The following is a 15368-nucleotide window of genomic DNA, read 5'->3' as shown; positions in this document are numbered from 1 at the left end:
TTCGATTGCGCGCACGCGAGGCTGTTCGCCACCGCGCTGACGCGGCATAGTGGCTGCCTTCACAGCTCCGGGCCGCGCCATGAATCTGCAGCAACTTCGTGACTTGAACGCCGTGATCACGCATGGCGGCTTCCGGTCCGCGGCACGCGCGCTCGACGTCTCGCAAGCCGGCCTGACCAAGAGCGTGGCGCGGCTGGAGAACGAACACGGGCTCTCGCTGTTCGAGCGCACGGCCAAGGGCGTGGCGCTCACCGCCGACGGCCAGGCCTTTCTTCCGTATGCGCAGGCGGCGCTCATCGAGGCCACGCGGGCCGAGGAATGGCTGCGCGGCGCGCAGGGCCGCCGGGCGACACGGGTTGCGCTGGGCGTGTCGGTCGAGCCGTCGCTGCGGCTCGTGCCTGCCGTGCTGCAGGACTTTCGCCGCGCGCTGCCGGACGTTGCCATCCACCTGACGCAAAGCGCGAACTCGGAACTGCTGTCGGCGTTGCGCGACAACAGGCTGGAGCTCGCGGTCATGCGGCTGCCCGAGAAGCTCGACGCGGCCGACCTGCGGGTGGACGTGCTCTACGAGTCGGAGGCGGTGATCGTCGCGCGCGCCGGTCACCCGAGCGCCGGTGCGCGCGCCATCGGCGAGCTGGCCGGCCTGCAATGGGTGGTGGTGGGTGCGCCCGGGCGACCCGGGCAGGACGACGAAAGCATCCAGGAGCTGTTCCTGCAGCAACAGATGGGGCGACCACGCATCGCCGCGGTGTCCGATTCGCTGTTCGGCGCCGTCTCGATGCTGATCGACTCCGACTGCGTGTCGCGCATGCCAAGGTCCATCCTGGACCATCCGTTGACGGCGCGGCAGCTGGTGGAAATCAAGCTCCCGCACCCCTCGCGGCGCTACGAGGTGGGCATCGTTTCCAGGGCAAGCCGCAGGCTGAGCCCCGAGGCGAAGACGCTGGTCGCGATGCTTCGCTCGTTCTCGCGCATCAGCCAGGCCGCGTTGCGGCGCCCTCCGCCCTGAAACTGCCATCGCGAGTGCGCGCGATGGCATGCGTTCAGCCCCGAGTTCAGGCCTGCATGCAGGCCCGTGTCTAGGCCCGTGTCTAGGCCCGTGTCTAGGCCCGTGTGTAGGCCGCATACAGCCTTGCGAAGACGGCGCCCGGCGTGCCGTCCCCGATCTGCTGGCCGTCGAGCGCGACCACCGGCACCAGCTCCTTCACCGCGGACGACAGCATCAGCTCGTCCGCGTCGAACACCTCCGCGCGCGACACCTCGCGAAGCTCGAAGGGCAGCCCCTCCTCGAGGCAGAGCGACTCCAGCAGCCCGTAGCGCACGCCTTCGAGCACCCGATTGCTTTTCGGCACGCCCACCACCCGGCCGTTCTTCACCAGCCACACGTTGCTGGCGGAGGCCTCGCTGAGCTGGCCGTCGCGGAACATGATGGTGTCGGCAACGCCCGCGTCCACGCTCAGCTGCTTCGAGAACACAGCGCCCAGCAGGCTGGTGGACTTGAGGTGCGCCTTGCGCCAGCGAAAGTCTTCGGCCGTGATGCAGGCCACGCCATGGCGGCGTTGTGCCTCGCTCGGCACGGGCATGCGGTTGACCATGGCGAACACGTTGGGCGCGATGCCTTGCGGCATTGCGTGCTCGCGCATCGCGACACCGCGTGTGACCTGGAAATACACCAGCTGGTGGCGCACGCCACCCGGGTGCGGGTCCGCTTCCGCATGCATGGCCAGCAGGCGTATCGTGAGCGCGTGCCACGCGTCGCGCGCCATCGGCTCGGGAATTCTCATCTCGGCCAGGCCGCGCGCCAGGCGCGCCATGTGCGCATCGAACATGAAGGGCTGGCCGTCGTAGGCGGGCACCACGTCGTAGATCGCGTCGCCGAAAAGAAAGGCCCGGTCGAGCACCGACACCCGCGCCTCGCGCAGGTTGGTGAACTCGCCGTTCAGGTAGCAGGGCCAGGGCGGAATGGTGTCGGGGATCTGTGTCTGGAAAGAGGCGGGGAACGGTGTGTCGAGCGGCATGGCGGTGAACTCCTGAAATGCCTGGCATCGTGTGCGCAGTGCCGCGGCGCGTCCACCGCTTCGACGTGATCGGGATAGCCGTTGCGCATCGCCCGGCCGCGGTCGCGCGCCTGCCCCGCGGCCCGTTCGTTCCCGGCTGATAGCGATGTGGAATCGCGATGCCGCCCGCGGCATGGACAGCCCGCGCCGCAGCAAAGACCATTCGCCGGTCTCCCTCCACTCTCCTCGAAGGAAAAAAATGCGCAAAGCTTTCTCCACATGGATCGCCGGCGCCGCGCTGTTGACGGGCTTCTCAATGAGCGTTGCGCAGACGGGCGCCCAGCCGCCGGCGGCACCGCTTTCGGGCACGCTGAAGAAGCTCGCGGACACCGGCACGATCGCCCTCGGCGTGCGCGAGAACCAGGTGCCGTTCGCGTATGTCGACGACAGCCAGAACGTGATCGGCTTCACCGTCGACATCTGCAAGGCATTGGTCGAGAGCCTCAAGGCCGATGCCGGCATCAAGACCCTGAAGGTCGAGCTCAAGCCCGTCACGGCGCAGACCCGGCTCGCGCTGCTGGGCAATGGAACCATCGACATGGACTGCGCCAGCGTGACCAACAACGCGGCGCGCCAGAAGCAGGTGGCGTTCAGCAACACCTTCTTCCTGACGGCCACCGCCTTCGCGGCCAAGAAGGCCAGCAACCTGAAGTCGATTGCCGACCTCAAGGGCAAGACCGTCGTGGCGGTGCCGGGCTCGAACCACATGGTGATCCTCAACGAGCTCAACCTGAAGCAGAACCTGAACCTGCGCATCGTCAACGCGAAGGACCAGCCCGAGGCCTTCCTGATGCTGGCGACCGACCGGGCCGCGGCGCTCGTCAGCGACGACGTGCTGCTGGCCAGCGCCATCGCAAGCGCCAAGGACCCGGGCGACTACGTGATCTCGCCCGACACCCTTGCACCGCCCGAGCCCTACGGCCTGGTGATGCGCCGCGACGACCCCGAGTTCAAGGCCGCCGTGGACAAGGCGCTCAGTGCCTACCTGGCCTCGCCCGCGGCCAAGGCCAACTACGACAAGTGGTTCGTGCAGCCCATTGCGCCGCGCGGCCTGCGAATGAACTTCCCGATGAGCCCCGCCCTGCGCAAGGCCTACGCCAAGCCCACGGACTCCATCGATCCGGCCGCCTACTGAGCGCAGGTGAACGCGTGAACTACCAATGGAACTGGCGGGTTTTTCTCGAGCAGTCGCCCACGGGCGGCGGCGCCTACGGCTACCTGCTGGCCGTCGGGCTCGCATGCACGGTGGCCGCCACGCTGCTGATCTGCATCGTGGCGCTGACACTGGGCACCGCAGTGGGCGTGCTGCGCACGCACCCGTCCGCCAAGGCGCAGGCGGCGGGCCGCATCTATGTCGAGCTGTTTCGCAACATCCCGCTGATCGTGCAGCTGTTCGTCTGGTACTTCGTGCTGCCCGAGCTGCTGCCGAAGGCGGCCGGCGACTGGGTCAAGCAGTGGCCGGGCGGCCCGTTCTTCACCGTGGTGGCCGGCATCGGCTGCTACATGGCCGCGCGTGTGGCCGAGCAGCTGCGTAGCGGCATCCACGCACTGGCGCGCGGCCAGCAGCTGGCCGCCGCGGCGCTGGGCCTCACGCTGGCACAGACCTACCGGCACGTGCTGCTGCCGCGCGCGTTCCGCATCATCTGGCCGACGCTGACCACCGACGCCATGAACACCGTCAAGGCCACGTCCGTCGGGTTGACCATCGGCCTGGTCGAGCTGACCGCGCAAGCGCATGCGATGCAGGATTTCTCGTTCCAGGTGTTCGAGGCTTTTCTCGCGGCGCTGGGCATCTACGTGCTGCTGAACTTCGCGGTCGTCACGGCCATGCGCCGCTTCGAGCGCCGTCTCGAACTGCCGGGCTTCGGCGCAAGGTGAGCGGCATGTTCTCCAGCTTCGACTTCGCCTCGGTCTGGCATGCGTTGCCCTACATGCTCACGACCGGGCTGGCGTTCACCGTCAAGCTCACGCTGGTCGCGGGCTTCTCGGGCCTGCTGCTGGGCTGCGGCATCGCGATGGCGCGGCTCAGCGGCAACCGCGTGCTGCGCGCCGCCGGCGACGCGTACGTCAACCTGTTCCGCGCCATTCCACTGGTGCTCGGGCTCTTCGCCTTCTATGTGCTCGTTCCGTACACGGCGGCGTGGGCGGCGGGGTCGCCCACGCCGGTGGCGGTCGGCGCCACCGCGTCCGCGTACCTGACCTTCGTGCTCTTCGAGTCGGCGTACTTCTGCGAAGTCATTCGCGCCGGCATCCGCTCGATCCCGAACGGGCAGGCGGCCGCGGCGCAGGCGCTGGGCATGAACGGCACGCGCACCATGCTGTACATCGTGCTGCCGCAGGCACTGCGCAAGATGCTGCCGGTGCTGCTCACGCAGTTCATCGTGCTGTTCCAGGACACCTCTCTGGTGTACGTGCTGTCGCTGGACGACCTGTTCGGCACGGCCTCGAAGATCGCGCAGCGCGACGGCCGGCTGGTCGAGATGTACCTGTTCATCGCGCTCTTCTACTTCTGCGTTTCCTTCGCGCTCTCCAGCTATGTGCGCGCGCTGCAGGCGCGCATTGCCCGCGCGGGCTGACATCCAGGCACCCGGACAACTGGAAACCCAACCACCCTCCTCAACGTCGAAAGAAACCTCCCGTGAGAAACGCACCCGTCTACCCCCCGCACATCGAGCAGCTCAAGTCGTACTCGCCGGGCTTGCCGATGGAAGACCTCGCCCGCCGCATCGACATGCCGCTCGCGCACATCGTCAAGCTCGCGTCGAACGAAAACCCGCTGGGGGCCAGCCCCCGTGCGTTGGCCGCGCTGGCCGCGTCGTCCATCGACCTCTCCCGCTACCCGGACAACGACTGCACCGACCTCACCCAAGCGCTGGCGCTGCAGCTCGACGTGCCGCCCGACTGGATCGTGACCGGCGCCGGCTCCGAAAGCGTGATCGGCATGGCTGCCACGGCCCTGCTGAGCGCGGGGCGCTTCACGCTCTACGCGCAGTATTCGTTCCAGGCCTATGTGAACGCGGCGCAGCGCGCGGGTGCCACCGCGGTGGTGGTGCCGTCGCCGGACTTCACGGTCGATCTCGGCGAGATGCTGCGCCTCGGCGCGCGCCAGCCCGTTTCGCTCGTGTACATCGCGAACCCGGGAAACCCGACCGGCACCAGCCTCGACCCCGATGCGCTCGAGGCCTTCATCGCGGCCCAGCCCGACGGCACTGTGGTGGTGCTCGACGAGGCCTACCTGGAGTACCTGCCCGCCGCCGCGCGGGGCGACGCCGTGGCCTGGGTGCGGCGCCACCCCCACCTGCTCGTGACGCGCACCTTCTCCAAGGCCTACGGGCTGGCCGGTCTTCGCGTGGGCTACGGCATCGCGCAGCCCGCGCTGGCCGGCATGCTGCGCCGGGTGCGCGCGCCGTTCCAGGTGTCGCAACCCGCGCAGGCGGGCGCCGCAGCCGCGCTGGGCGACGGCGATTTCCTCGCGCGCACGCTCGCCGTCAACAGCGAAGGCCACGAACAGCTGTGCGCCGCCTTTCGTGCACGGGGGTTGCGCCACCTTCCGTCGTCGACCAACTTCGTCTCCGTGGAAACGGGGGACAGCGCCGCGCTGGCCGGCCGGCTGGAACAGCACGGCCTCATCGCACGGCCGCTGGGCTCCTACGGCCTCAAGAACTGGCTGCGGGTGAGCATTGGCACGGCCACGGAAAATTCGCGTTTCCTCGAGGCGCTCGCGCAAGAACTGCGACCGGCTTCATGACCACCCGCACCCCCATGGCATTGATCGACGCCATCGTCGCGCGCACCGAAGCCAACGCCGCGCTGCGCCGCGACATTCACGCGCACCCCGAGCTGCGCTATGAAGAATTTCGCACCGCCGACCTGGTCGCGGCCGAGCTGACGCAATGCGGCATCGACGTGCACCGCGGCCTGGCGCGCACCGGCGTGGTGGGCTCGCTGCGCCAAGGCAGCGGCAGCAGGTCCATCGGCCTGCGCGCCGACATGGACGCGCTGCGCGTCACCGAGCTCAACACCTTCGGCCACGCGAGCACGCACCCCGGCAAGATGCATGCGTGCGGCCACGACGGCCACGTCGCGATGCTGCTGGCGGCGGCGCGGCACCTGGCGCAAACGCGCCGGTTCGACGGCACCGTGCACTTCATCTTCCAGCCCGCCGAAGAGGGTGGCGCGGGCGCGCGCGCGATGATCGACGACGGCTTGTTCGACCGGTTTCCCGTCGATGCCGTGTTCGGCATGCACAACTGGCCGGGCATGGCCGAGGGACATTTCGCCGTGAGCCCGGGCGGCGTGATGGCGTCGAGCACCGAGTTCACCGTGATCGTTCACGGCAAGGGCGGCCATGCGGCGCTGCCGCACGCGGCCGTCGACCCGGTGCCCGTGGCCTGCGAGCTTGTGCAGGCGTTCCAGACCATCCTCTCGCGCAACAAAAGCCCGGACGAGGCCGCGGTGCTGACCGTGACCGTGCTGCAGGCCGGCCAGTCGAACAACGTGATTGCGGACAACTGCGAGCTGAGGGGCACGATCCGCACCTTCTCGCTGGCCACGCTCGACCTGATCGAACAGCGCATGACCCAGATCGCCAGCCACGTGTGCAGCGCGCACGACGCGCGCAGCGAGGTGCGCTTCAACCGAAGCTATCCGCACACCGTCAATTCGGCGGCCGAGGCCGACTTTGCCCGTGGCGTCATGGCCGGCATCGTCGGCGAGGGCAACGTCCTCGTGCAGGAGCCCGCCATGACGGCGGAAGACTTCGCCTTCATGCTGCAGGCGCGGCCCGGTGCCTATGCCTTCATCGGCAACGGCGACGGCGCCCATCGCGCGATGCCGCACGGCCCGGGCCCCTGCAGCCTGCACAACCCCAGCTACGACTTCAACGACGCGTTGATTCCACTGGGCGCCACCTACTGGGTGAGGCTGGTCGAGCGCTTCCTGGGCTGAGGGCTTCAGTCGACCGTGATGTTGCGTTCCTTGATCAGCTTCGACCAGGTGGCGCCTTCGTCGCGAACCATGCGTGCAAGCTCCTGCGGCGTGCTGGAGGTGGCCTCGAAGCCCAGCTCGCGCAGCTTGTTCACGATGTCGGGGCTCTTGAGCACCTTGTCGGTCTCGATGCGCAACCGCGCCACCACGTCGGCGGGGGTGTGGGGCGGCGCGACGAAGCCCGACCAGCTTTCCAGCGCCAGCTGCGGCATGCCTTGCTCGGCCACGGTCCGCACCTCTGGCAAGGCGCTCATGCGCGTCTTGCTGGTGACCGCGAGCGGGCGAATCTTGCCGGCACGTATCTGCGGCAGCAGCGTGCTGGGCGCTTCGAAGAACAGGTCGACCTGGCCGCCGAGCAAATCGTTCAGCGCCGGCGCGCCGCCCTTGTAGGGCACGTGCGTGATCTCTATCGCCGCCTCGCGCCTGAACGTCTCGCCCACCAGGTGCGGCGTGGTGCCATAGCCCGGGGACGCGAAGCTCAGCTTGTCGGGGCGCGCCTTGGCGGCGGCGATCACGTCGGCGAGCGACTTGTACGGCGAGGCGGCATTGACCACCAGCACCAGCGGAAACTGGCTCACGGTGGTGACGGGCGTGAAATCAGACGGCTTGACGTTGACGCCCTTCTGCAGATACGGCGCGATGGTCAGCGTGCTCGCGTTCGCCAGGAACAGCGTGTAGCCGTCGGGCGCGGCGCGCGCCACGTTGGCCGCGGCAATCATCCCGCCCGCGCCGGGCACGTTCTCGACCACCATCGGCTGGCCGAGGCCGGCCGACAGGCGGGCGGTGATGAGCCGTGCCACCACGTCCGACTGGCCGCCGGTCGCGAACGGCAGGATGACCTTGATCGGCTTCGAGGGATAGGCATCGGCCGCCAGGCCGGCCTGCGGGGCGAGCCCGAGCGCCAGGGCGGCGCCCAGGCCGTAGAGCAGTTTGCGTCTTGTCATTGGTTGTCTCCGTCGTGTTTGTTTCTTGAAACCGCAAGGTGTGCGGTGGTGTGCAGCGCCTCAGTAGCCCAGTCGCCTGTCGACCTCGTCGAGCAAGGGCTCGCCTTGCGAAAGGCGCCGCAGGTTGTCGATGAACTGCGCCACCACCGGGCCGACCGAAGGCTGGGCCGCGATGTGCGGCGTGACCAGCACCTTGTCGTGCCGCCAGAAGGCGCTGCTGGGCGGCAGCGGCTCGGTCGCGAACACGTCGAAGGCGGCGCCGCCCAGGTGGCCTTCGTCCACCAGCGCCAGCAGGTCTTGCTCGACCACGATGCCGCCGCGCGCCACATTGACCACATAGCTGCCCGTGGGCAGCTTCGACAGGCGCGAGCGGTCGAGCAGGCCGGTGGTTTGCGCGGTGATGGGCAGCAGGCACACCAGGTAGTCGCACCGCGCGAGAAACGCGTCCATGCCGCCCTCGCCCACGAAAACCGGCACGCGGGCCGCACGCGCTTCGGAGCGCGTCCACCCGATCACCTTGAAGCCCAGTGAGCCGACCACCTCGGCCACCACCGAGCCGATGGCGCCCAGCCCCATGATGCCGACCGTGACGTCGCGCGCATCGGGCACCGGCAGGCGCTTCCATTCGCCCGCCGCGTGCTGCGCCTGCATTTGCGGCAGCGCTCGGAAGTGGCTGAGGATCTGCAGCGACACGTACTGCGCCATGCTCAGGCCCAGGCCCGGTTCGACCGCGCGCGTCACCTTCACATGCCCCGGCAGGTCGGGCGCCGAAAGAATGCCGTCGGCGCCGGCGCCGACCGATGCCGCGAGCCGCAGGTTGGGCAGGCGCGGCGCGATGCCGGCCGGCAGCTTGAACGCGAAGAGCGCGGTCACGTCGGGGTCGGCGCCGGCACCGAGCTCGGTCACGACCTGCAGGTCGGGCGCGCGCTTGCGCAGTGCTTCGTAGCGCGCGGTAACGAAGTCGGAGGTCAGCAGCATCAGGACCTTGGGGGGCCGTGCGTCAGCGACTGCTTCTGCGGCTGTTTCAGCGGGTATTTCAGCGGGTGCGTTCATGCAAAGTTTCTCTCGAAGGTGAAGTGGGGGTTGTGCCGCCGCGCCTGGCGCACCAGCAGTTGCCAGCGCAAATCGACCACGTCGGGGCGGCGCAGAAAGGCCTTGGTCTGGCGCGCCTCTGCGGGCGGCAGCTTCTTGGGCGTGCCGACGGCCATGGCCTGCAGTTGCACGCGCGCCGCGAACTCGAGCACGGTGGCCGCGATGGCCGTGTCCGCGATGGATTCGCCCACCACCACCGAGCCGTGGTTGCGCAGCAGGATGGCCCGGTTGGTGCCCAGCCGCGCGGCGATGCTGGCGCCCTCCTTCTTGTCGAGCACGATGCCGTCGAACTCGTCGAACAGCACGATGTCTTCGTAGAACAGCGCGCCGCTCTGCGTCACCGGCTCGAGGTTGCTTCCCACGATGCCCAGCGCCAGCGAAGCCTCGGAATGCGTGTGCAGGATGCAGCACACCTCGGGCCGGGCTTCGTAGATCTCGGTGTGGATGTTCAGCGTGGGGTTGCAGGGCAGCGAGCCCGTGACCGTGCGCAGCTCGAAGTCGGATTCGATCAGCTGCTCGGCCGTCGCCTCTTCGAAGCCGAAGCCGTAGGGAATGCTCCAGAACGTGCGGGCGTTCGGAAGGCGGGCCGTGAGGTGGCCTGAAATGCCGCTGCCCTGCCCGTCCATGGCAAGCACCTGGAAGGCGTGCACCAGGTCGTGGATCAATGCCGGCAATGCGTGGTCGTCGTTCATTCGTCGGGTTCCTTGTTTGAATTCAGTTCGTGGCCTGGGCATCGAGGGCGCCGCCGACGTCGACGGTGGTCGCGTCGTAGCTGAACAGCCACTCGTAGCGCTGGCGCACGCTGTCCTCGTTCCATTCGCGGTCCACATAGCGGCTCGCCTCCGCGGCGTCGGCCAGCAGCGGGTTGTGAAAACGCGCCGCGTTGGCCGCGGAGCCGCGCACGATGCGCGAGGTGCGCTCCAGCCGCAGCGCCTGGTAGCGCAGCAAGCCTGCCGCGGGGTCGCCGCGGTGGGCGGCCAGGCAGCGGGCCAGCACCACGCCGTCTTCCAGCGCCATCACCGCGCCTTGCGCCAGGAAGGGCAGTGTCGAGTGGCAGGCGTCGCCCAGCAGCGTGGCCCGTCCGTCGGTCCAGCTGTCCATGGGCTGGCGGCTCAGCAGGGCCCACTTGAAGGGCTGCTCGATGCCCTGGATGAGCCGCTGCACGTCGTCATGCCAGTGCCTGAAGTCGTTCAGGCACTCGTCGACGCTGCCGCGTTCGGTCCACGACTCGACCTGCCAGTCGCTGCGCTCGACGATGCCCACGAAGTTGACGAGCCGGCCCTCGCGCAGCGGGTAGTGGATGACGTGGGCGCCGGGACCGATCCAGTTGGTGCCCAGGTTCGCATGCAGGTGGGCCGGCAGCTTGTCGCGCGGCACCAGGCCGCGCCACGCCACGCAACCGGTGAACTGCGCATCGCTCGGGCCGAACATGGCGCGGCGGATGCGCGAGTGCACGCCGTCGGCACCGACGAGAACATCGCCGCGCACGCGCTCGCCGCCCTCGAGCTCGACCTCGACGCCTTCGACGTCCTGCGTGAAGCCGACCGCCTTGGCGCCCAGCCGGATCGCGTCCGGCTGGCGTTCGCGCACATGGCGCGCCATCAGCGCATGCAGGTCGGCGCGGTAGATCAGGTAGTACGGAAAACCGTACTTCTGCACCGACTCCGCGCCCAGGTCGAACAGCTTCCAGGTCTGCCCGGTGTTCCACAGCCTGACCTGCTTGCCGGCGGCCTGCGTTGCCAGCTGCGGCAGCTCGTCGCCCAGGCCGATGTCCGCCAGGCAACGCGAGCCGTTCGCGCTCACCTGGAAGCCCGCGCCGACCTCGCCCAGCTCGGGCGCCTGTTCGAGCACCGTGACGCGAAAACCGCGTCGCTGCAGCGCCAATGCGCAGCAAAGGCCGCCGATGCCGGCGCCGGCAATGAGTACGTGAAGAGGTTGGGCCGCCATGTGTTTCTTTCCTTCATTGCCAACGGGCCCGATCGGCCACCGGGCAATTGCATCGCAGCGAGAGAAATTTGAGAAGTTAAACTATCAAATCAATTGATAGGCCCTGCTAATGAATATCAGCACCCGCCAGCTCCAGGCTTTCCTGGCCATCGCACGGCTGGGCAGCTTCACCCGCGCAGCCGAGGAAATCTTCGTGACGCAGGCGGGGCTGAGCCTGATGCTCAAGGACTTCGAGGCGCAGGTGGGTGCCCGCCTGTTCGACCGCACCACGCGCTCGGTGCGCCTCACGCCGGCGGGCGAGTCGTTGCTGCCCACCGCGCGCGGCATGCTGGCCGACTGGGACAACGCGACCGCCAACATCGGGCAGCTGTCGGCGGTGGCCGGGCAGCAGGTGTCGCTGGCCGCCACGCCGTTGATCGCGTCGAGCGTGCTGCCGCGCTGGCTGCACGATTTCCGCCAGGTGCAGCCAAGCATCCGGGTGAACGTGAGCGACCTCGACCGAAGGCAGATATTGCAGGGCATCGAGGCCGGCGAGGTCGACCTCGGGCTGGGCGCCTTCTTCAAGCCAGCGGCGGGCATCGAGCGCCAGTTGCTCGCCACGTTCCACATGGTGCGCGTCAGCCCGGGCGCCGGCACGCCGGCCCCGGCGCGCTCGCGCGGCCGGCGCGCGGGCGCGGGGCAGCGCGCGGCCTGGTCTGAATTCTCCGGCGAGCGGCTGCTCGCGCTGCCCAACGACAACCCCATCCAGAAGCTGGTGGATGCGCAATTGCGCGAGCTCGACGCCGCGCCCGCGCGCAGCGGCGCGCTGCAGAACATCCAGGCCATCATCGCGATGGTGGAGGCCGGGCACGGCGTGGCGGCGCTGCCGGGATTCGTGGCGCCTGCCTGCACGCGCTACGAGGTGGCGGTTCGAACACTGGTGGAGCCGCTGGTGCCCATCGACTTCTTCGTGGTGAGCAAGAAGGGGCGGCAAAAGAGCGAGCTCGCGTCCAAGCTGATCGACGAACTCGGCAAGCATTTTCAGAAGTTGAGCCAGATCAACTCGGCCTGAACAGGCTGTCGAACGATCGGAAAAACCTAGGGTTTTCCCTGTTTGCATACGAATGCAAGGTTTCGACATTGCATTCGTATGCAACGCCAAACCACTGGGAACACCCGATGATCAAATACCTCAAGCGCGGCAAGGACGTGCAAGTCCGTGCCGACGACGATGCCAAGGTGCGCGCCACCGTCGAAGGCATCATCAAGGCGGTCGAGGCGCGCGGCGACGACGCCGTGCGCGACTACAGCCGCCAGTTCGACAACTGGAACCCGGCCGACTTCCGGCTCTCCGCCGACGCCATCGAGAAGGCGCGCAAGAGCCTCTCGGCGCGCGAGATCGAAGACATCGCCTTCGCGCAGAAACAGGTGCGCAACTTCGCGCAGATCCAGCGCGAATCGATGAAGGACGTCGAGGTCGAGACCTACCCCGGCGTGGTGCTCGGCCACCGCAACATCCCGATGGACGCCGTGGGCTGCTACATCCCCGGCGGCAAGTACCCGCTGCTGGCCTCGGCCCACATGAGCGTGCTGACGGCCAAGGTGGCCGGCGTGAAGCGCGTGGTGGCCACGGCGCCGCCCTACCAGGGCGCGCCGCACCCGGCCATCGTCACGGCCATGGCCATGGCCGGCGCCGACGAGATCCTGGTGCTGGGTGGCGTGCAGGCCGTGGTGGCCATGGCCGTGGGCACGCAGACCATCGCGCCGGTCGACATGCTGGTGGGCCCGGGCAACATGTACGTGGCCGAAGCCAAGCGCCAGCTCTACGGCCGCGTGGGCATCGACCTGTTCGCGGGCCCGACCGAAACGCTGGTGATCGCCGACGACACCGCCGACGGCGAAATGTGCGCAGTCGACCTGCTGGGCCAGGCCGAGCACGGCCCCACGTCGCCGGCCATCCTGCTGACCACGAGCGAGCAGCTGGCGCACGACACGCTCGCCGAAATCGAGCGGCAGCTGAAGATCCTGCCGACCGCCGCCATCGCCGCCGTGAGCTGGGCCGAGTACGGCGAGGTGATCGTCTGCGACACGCAGGAAGAAATGCTGCGCAAGGCCAACGAGCTGGCCTTCGAGCATGTACAGGTGCTCACGCGCGACCCCGACTACTTCCTGGCGCACATGACCAACTACGGCGCCCTGTTCCTCGGGCCGCGCACCAACGTGAGCTTCGGCGACAAGGTCATCGGCACCAACCACACGCTGCCCACCAACCGCAACGCGCGCTACACCGGCGGCCTGTGGGTGGGCAAGTTCCTGAAGACCTGCACCTACCAGAAGGTGCTGACCGACGAGGCCAGCGCGCTCATGGGCGAGTACTGCTCGCGCCTGTGCCACATGGAGAACTTCGCGGGTCACGGCGAGCAGGCCAACCTGCGCGTGCGCCGCTATGGCACGCGGCCCGAGGTGCCGTGGTACCAGCCGGTGCCGGCGCTGTCGTGACCGGCGCGCTGCCCCGCTCGCCGGGCTTTCGGGTCGACGGCCAGCGCGCGCTGGTCACCGGGGCCGGGCGCGGCATCGGCCTGGCCGCGGCGGCGGCGCTGGCGCGCGCCGGCGCCCACGTCACCCTGGCCGCGCGCTCGGAGAACGAGCTGCGCGAGGCCTGCGAGCTGATTCGCGCCGAAGGCGGCGCGTGCGACTGGCTGGTGCTCGACGTGACCGACTCGGCCGCGGTGACCGCCGCGCTGGGCGCCGCGGCCCCGTTCCAGGTGCTGGTGAACAACGCCGGCCTCAACCGGCCCAAGCTGCTGGTCGATGTGCAGGACGACGACATCGACGCGGTGTTCGAGCTGAACGTGAAGGCCACGCTGTACGTCACGCGCACGGTGGCGCGCGGGCTGCTCGCGGCCGGGCTGCCGGGCTCCATCGTCACCATCTCCTCGCAGATGGGGGTGGTGGGCAGCCCGCGCCGCACGCTGTACTGCGCGAGCAAGCACGCGGTCGAGGGCATGACCAAGGCGCTGGCCTGGGAGCTGGGCCCGGCGAACATTCGCGTGAACACCATCTGCCCCACCTTCATCGAAACCGCGATGACGGCGAACATGTTCGCGGACCCCGCCTTCCGCGGCTGGGTCACCGAGCGCATCGCGCTGGGCCGGCTCGGCAAGACCGAGGAGATCATGGGCGCGGTGGTGTTCCTGGCGAGCGAGGCCTCGAGCCTCATGACGGGCAGCGCGCTGATGCTCGACGGCGGCTGGAGCGCGGCATGAGGTCGAACGCCACCGCGCAAGACGTCGCCAAACTGGCCAACGTGTCGCAGTCGGCCGTGAGCCGCACCTTCACGCCCGGCGCCAGCGTGTCGGAAGACACCCGCGCCCGCGTGATGATCGCGGCCAAGTCGCTGGGCTACCGGCCCAACGCCATGGCGCGCAGCCTGATCACGCGGCGCAGCCGCATCATCGCGCTGGTCATGGGCTACCTGGAGAACCAGTTCTACCCGCTGGTGATCGAGAAGCTCTCGCAGAAGCTGCAGAAGCAGGGCTACCACGTGCTGATGTTCATCAGCGACGGCGACGAGACCGACGGCGTGCTCGACGAGATCCTGCAGTACCAGATCGACGGCATCGTCATGGCCTCGGCCATGCTGTCGCCCGACCTCGCGCGGCAGTGCGCCGACTCGGGCGTGCCGGTGGTGCTGTTCAACCGCGTGCCCGACACCAGCGCCTTCGCGCGCCACACGACCAGCTCGGTCACTTCCGACAACCGCGAGGGCGGGCGCATGGTGGCCGAGCTGCTGCTCGCGCGCGGCCACAAGCGCATCGCGTTCCTGGCGGGGCTGGAAAAGTCTTCGACCAACCTGGAGCGCGAGCGCGGCTTCAACGAGGTGCTCGCGCAAGCGGGCGTGCAGGTGTTTCGCCGCGAGGTGGGCCACTACAGCTTCGAGCGCGCGCGCGACGCGGCGCGCGCCATGTTCGCCGGCGTGCCCGCCGCCAAACGCCCCGACGCGGTGTTCGTGGCCAACGACCACATGGCCATCGCCGCCATGGACGTACTGCGCCACGAGCTGGGCCTGCGCGTGCCCGAGGACGTGAGCGTGGTCGGCTTCGACGACGTGCCGCAGGCGGCCTGGGGCGCCTACCGCCTCACGACCGTGGTGCAGGGCGTGGAGCCGATGGTCGAGGCCACGGTCGAGCTGCTGCACGAGCAGATGCAGGACGACGCGCAGCCGCGCAACGTGGTCATTGCGTGCCGCGTGGTCGAGCGCGACTCGGTGCGCGCGGCACGGCCCTCGCAAGGCAAACGAAGCAACCCAGGCAAAGCCAATGTTTCGAAGCCCGCCTGAGCGGGCCGATTTCATTCATTCCAG

At 68.8% G+C, this 15368-nt stretch carries 15 protein-coding genes; 10 read left to right on the top strand and 5 right to left on the bottom strand.

All coding sequences use genetic code 11. The features are described from left to right. The first annotated feature begins 79 nt into the window (after positions 1–79). Entirely contained in the window at positions 80–1009 is a 930-nt protein-coding gene (locus tag QTI51_RS16210) for a LysR family transcriptional regulator (RefSeq protein ID WP_286515105.1), read from the top strand. A 94-nt stretch (positions 1010–1103) separates the two neighbouring features. Here QTI51_RS16210 and QTI51_RS16205 read toward each other — a convergent pair whose 3' ends face one another. After that, complete coding sequence (locus tag QTI51_RS16205) at positions 1104–2018, bottom strand: aminotransferase class IV (protein ID WP_286515103.1); 915 nt, start codon at positions 2016–2018, stop codon at positions 1104–1106. Positions 2019–2256: 238 nt separating this feature from the next. On the opposite strand from QTI51_RS16205, the gene QTI51_RS16200 reads away from it, so the two are divergent. From QTI51_RS16200 to QTI51_RS16180, 5 genes are all read left to right on the top strand, one after another. Further along, the gene (locus QTI51_RS16200; protein WP_286515102.1) at positions 2257–3192 is read left to right on the top strand and encodes a transporter substrate-binding domain-containing protein; all 936 of its coding nucleotides are present in this window, start codon (positions 2257–2259) and stop codon (positions 3190–3192) included. A gap of 14 nt (positions 3193–3206) precedes the next feature. Then, on the top strand, positions 3207–3935 hold the full coding sequence (locus tag QTI51_RS16195; protein WP_286515101.1) for an amino acid ABC transporter permease: 729 nt from the start codon (positions 3207–3209) through the stop codon (positions 3933–3935). A gap of 5 nt (positions 3936–3940) precedes the next feature. Next, positions 3941–4633, top strand: coding sequence for an amino acid ABC transporter permease (locus tag QTI51_RS16190; RefSeq protein WP_286515100.1), 693 nt, complete (start codon positions 3941–3943; stop codon positions 4631–4633). Between the two features lie 62 nt (positions 4634–4695). Next, positions 4696–5805 carry a histidinol-phosphate transaminase gene (hisC, locus tag QTI51_RS16185; protein WP_286515099.1) on the top strand — a complete coding sequence of 370 codons (1110 nt, stop codon included), beginning with the start codon at positions 4696–4698 and terminating at the stop codon, positions 5803–5805. A 14-nt stretch (positions 5806–5819) separates the two neighbouring features. Continuing rightward, the gene (locus tag QTI51_RS16180) at positions 5820–7004 is read left to right on the top strand and encodes a M20 aminoacylase family protein (protein ID WP_286515730.1); all 1185 of its coding nucleotides are present in this window, start codon (positions 5820–5822) and stop codon (positions 7002–7004) included. Between the two features lie 5 nt (positions 7005–7009). Here the strand turns inward: QTI51_RS16180 and QTI51_RS16175 are convergent, their stop codons facing one another. From QTI51_RS16175 to QTI51_RS16160, 4 genes are all read right to left on the bottom strand, one after another. Further along, positions 7010–7987, bottom strand: a complete 978-nt coding sequence (locus QTI51_RS16175; RefSeq protein WP_286515098.1) for a Bug family tripartite tricarboxylate transporter substrate binding protein — start codon at positions 7985–7987, stop codon at positions 7010–7012. Between the two features lie 60 nt (positions 7988–8047). Further along, positions 8048–8965 (bottom strand): 2-hydroxyacid dehydrogenase, encoded by a 918-nt coding sequence (locus QTI51_RS16170; RefSeq protein ID WP_286515097.1) that lies wholly within the window; start codon positions 8963–8965, stop codon positions 8048–8050. A 71-nt stretch (positions 8966–9036) separates the two neighbouring features. Beyond that, complete coding sequence (locus tag QTI51_RS16165; RefSeq protein ID WP_286515096.1) at positions 9037–9771, bottom strand: class II aldolase/adducin family protein; 735 nt, start codon at positions 9769–9771, stop codon at positions 9037–9039. A 22-nt stretch (positions 9772–9793) separates the two neighbouring features. Beyond that, positions 9794–11026 (bottom strand): FAD-dependent oxidoreductase, encoded by a 1233-nt coding sequence (locus QTI51_RS16160; RefSeq protein ID WP_286515095.1) that lies wholly within the window; start codon positions 11024–11026, stop codon positions 9794–9796. A gap of 109 nt (positions 11027–11135) precedes the next feature. On the opposite strand from QTI51_RS16160, the gene QTI51_RS16155 reads away from it, so the two are divergent. From QTI51_RS16155 to QTI51_RS16140, 4 genes are all read left to right on the top strand, one after another. Further along, positions 11136–12077, top strand: a complete 942-nt coding sequence (locus QTI51_RS16155; RefSeq protein WP_286515094.1) for a LysR family transcriptional regulator — start codon at positions 11136–11138, stop codon at positions 12075–12077. A 107-nt stretch (positions 12078–12184) separates the two neighbouring features. Continuing rightward, positions 12185–13504, top strand: a complete 1320-nt coding sequence (gene hisD / locus QTI51_RS16150) for a histidinol dehydrogenase (RefSeq protein ID WP_116911312.1) — start codon at positions 12185–12187, stop codon at positions 13502–13504. After that, positions 13501–14271 (top strand): SDR family NAD(P)-dependent oxidoreductase, encoded by a 771-nt coding sequence (locus tag QTI51_RS16145; protein WP_286515091.1) that lies wholly within the window; start codon positions 13501–13503, stop codon positions 14269–14271. The genes hisD and QTI51_RS16145 overlap by 4 nt, the downstream gene beginning before the upstream one ends. Next, positions 14268–15344 (top strand): LacI family DNA-binding transcriptional regulator, encoded by a 1077-nt coding sequence (locus QTI51_RS16140; protein WP_286515090.1) that lies wholly within the window; start codon positions 14268–14270, stop codon positions 15342–15344. Before QTI51_RS16145 ends, QTI51_RS16140 begins: the two co-directional genes overlap by 4 nt. Positions 15345–15368: the final 24 nt, after the last annotated feature.

This window comes from Variovorax sp. J22G73 (assembly GCF_030317035.1).
Classification (GTDB): domain Bacteria; phylum Pseudomonadota; class Gammaproteobacteria; order Burkholderiales; family Burkholderiaceae_C; genus Variovorax.
This window is presented reverse-complemented; position numbering and strand designations above follow the sequence as displayed.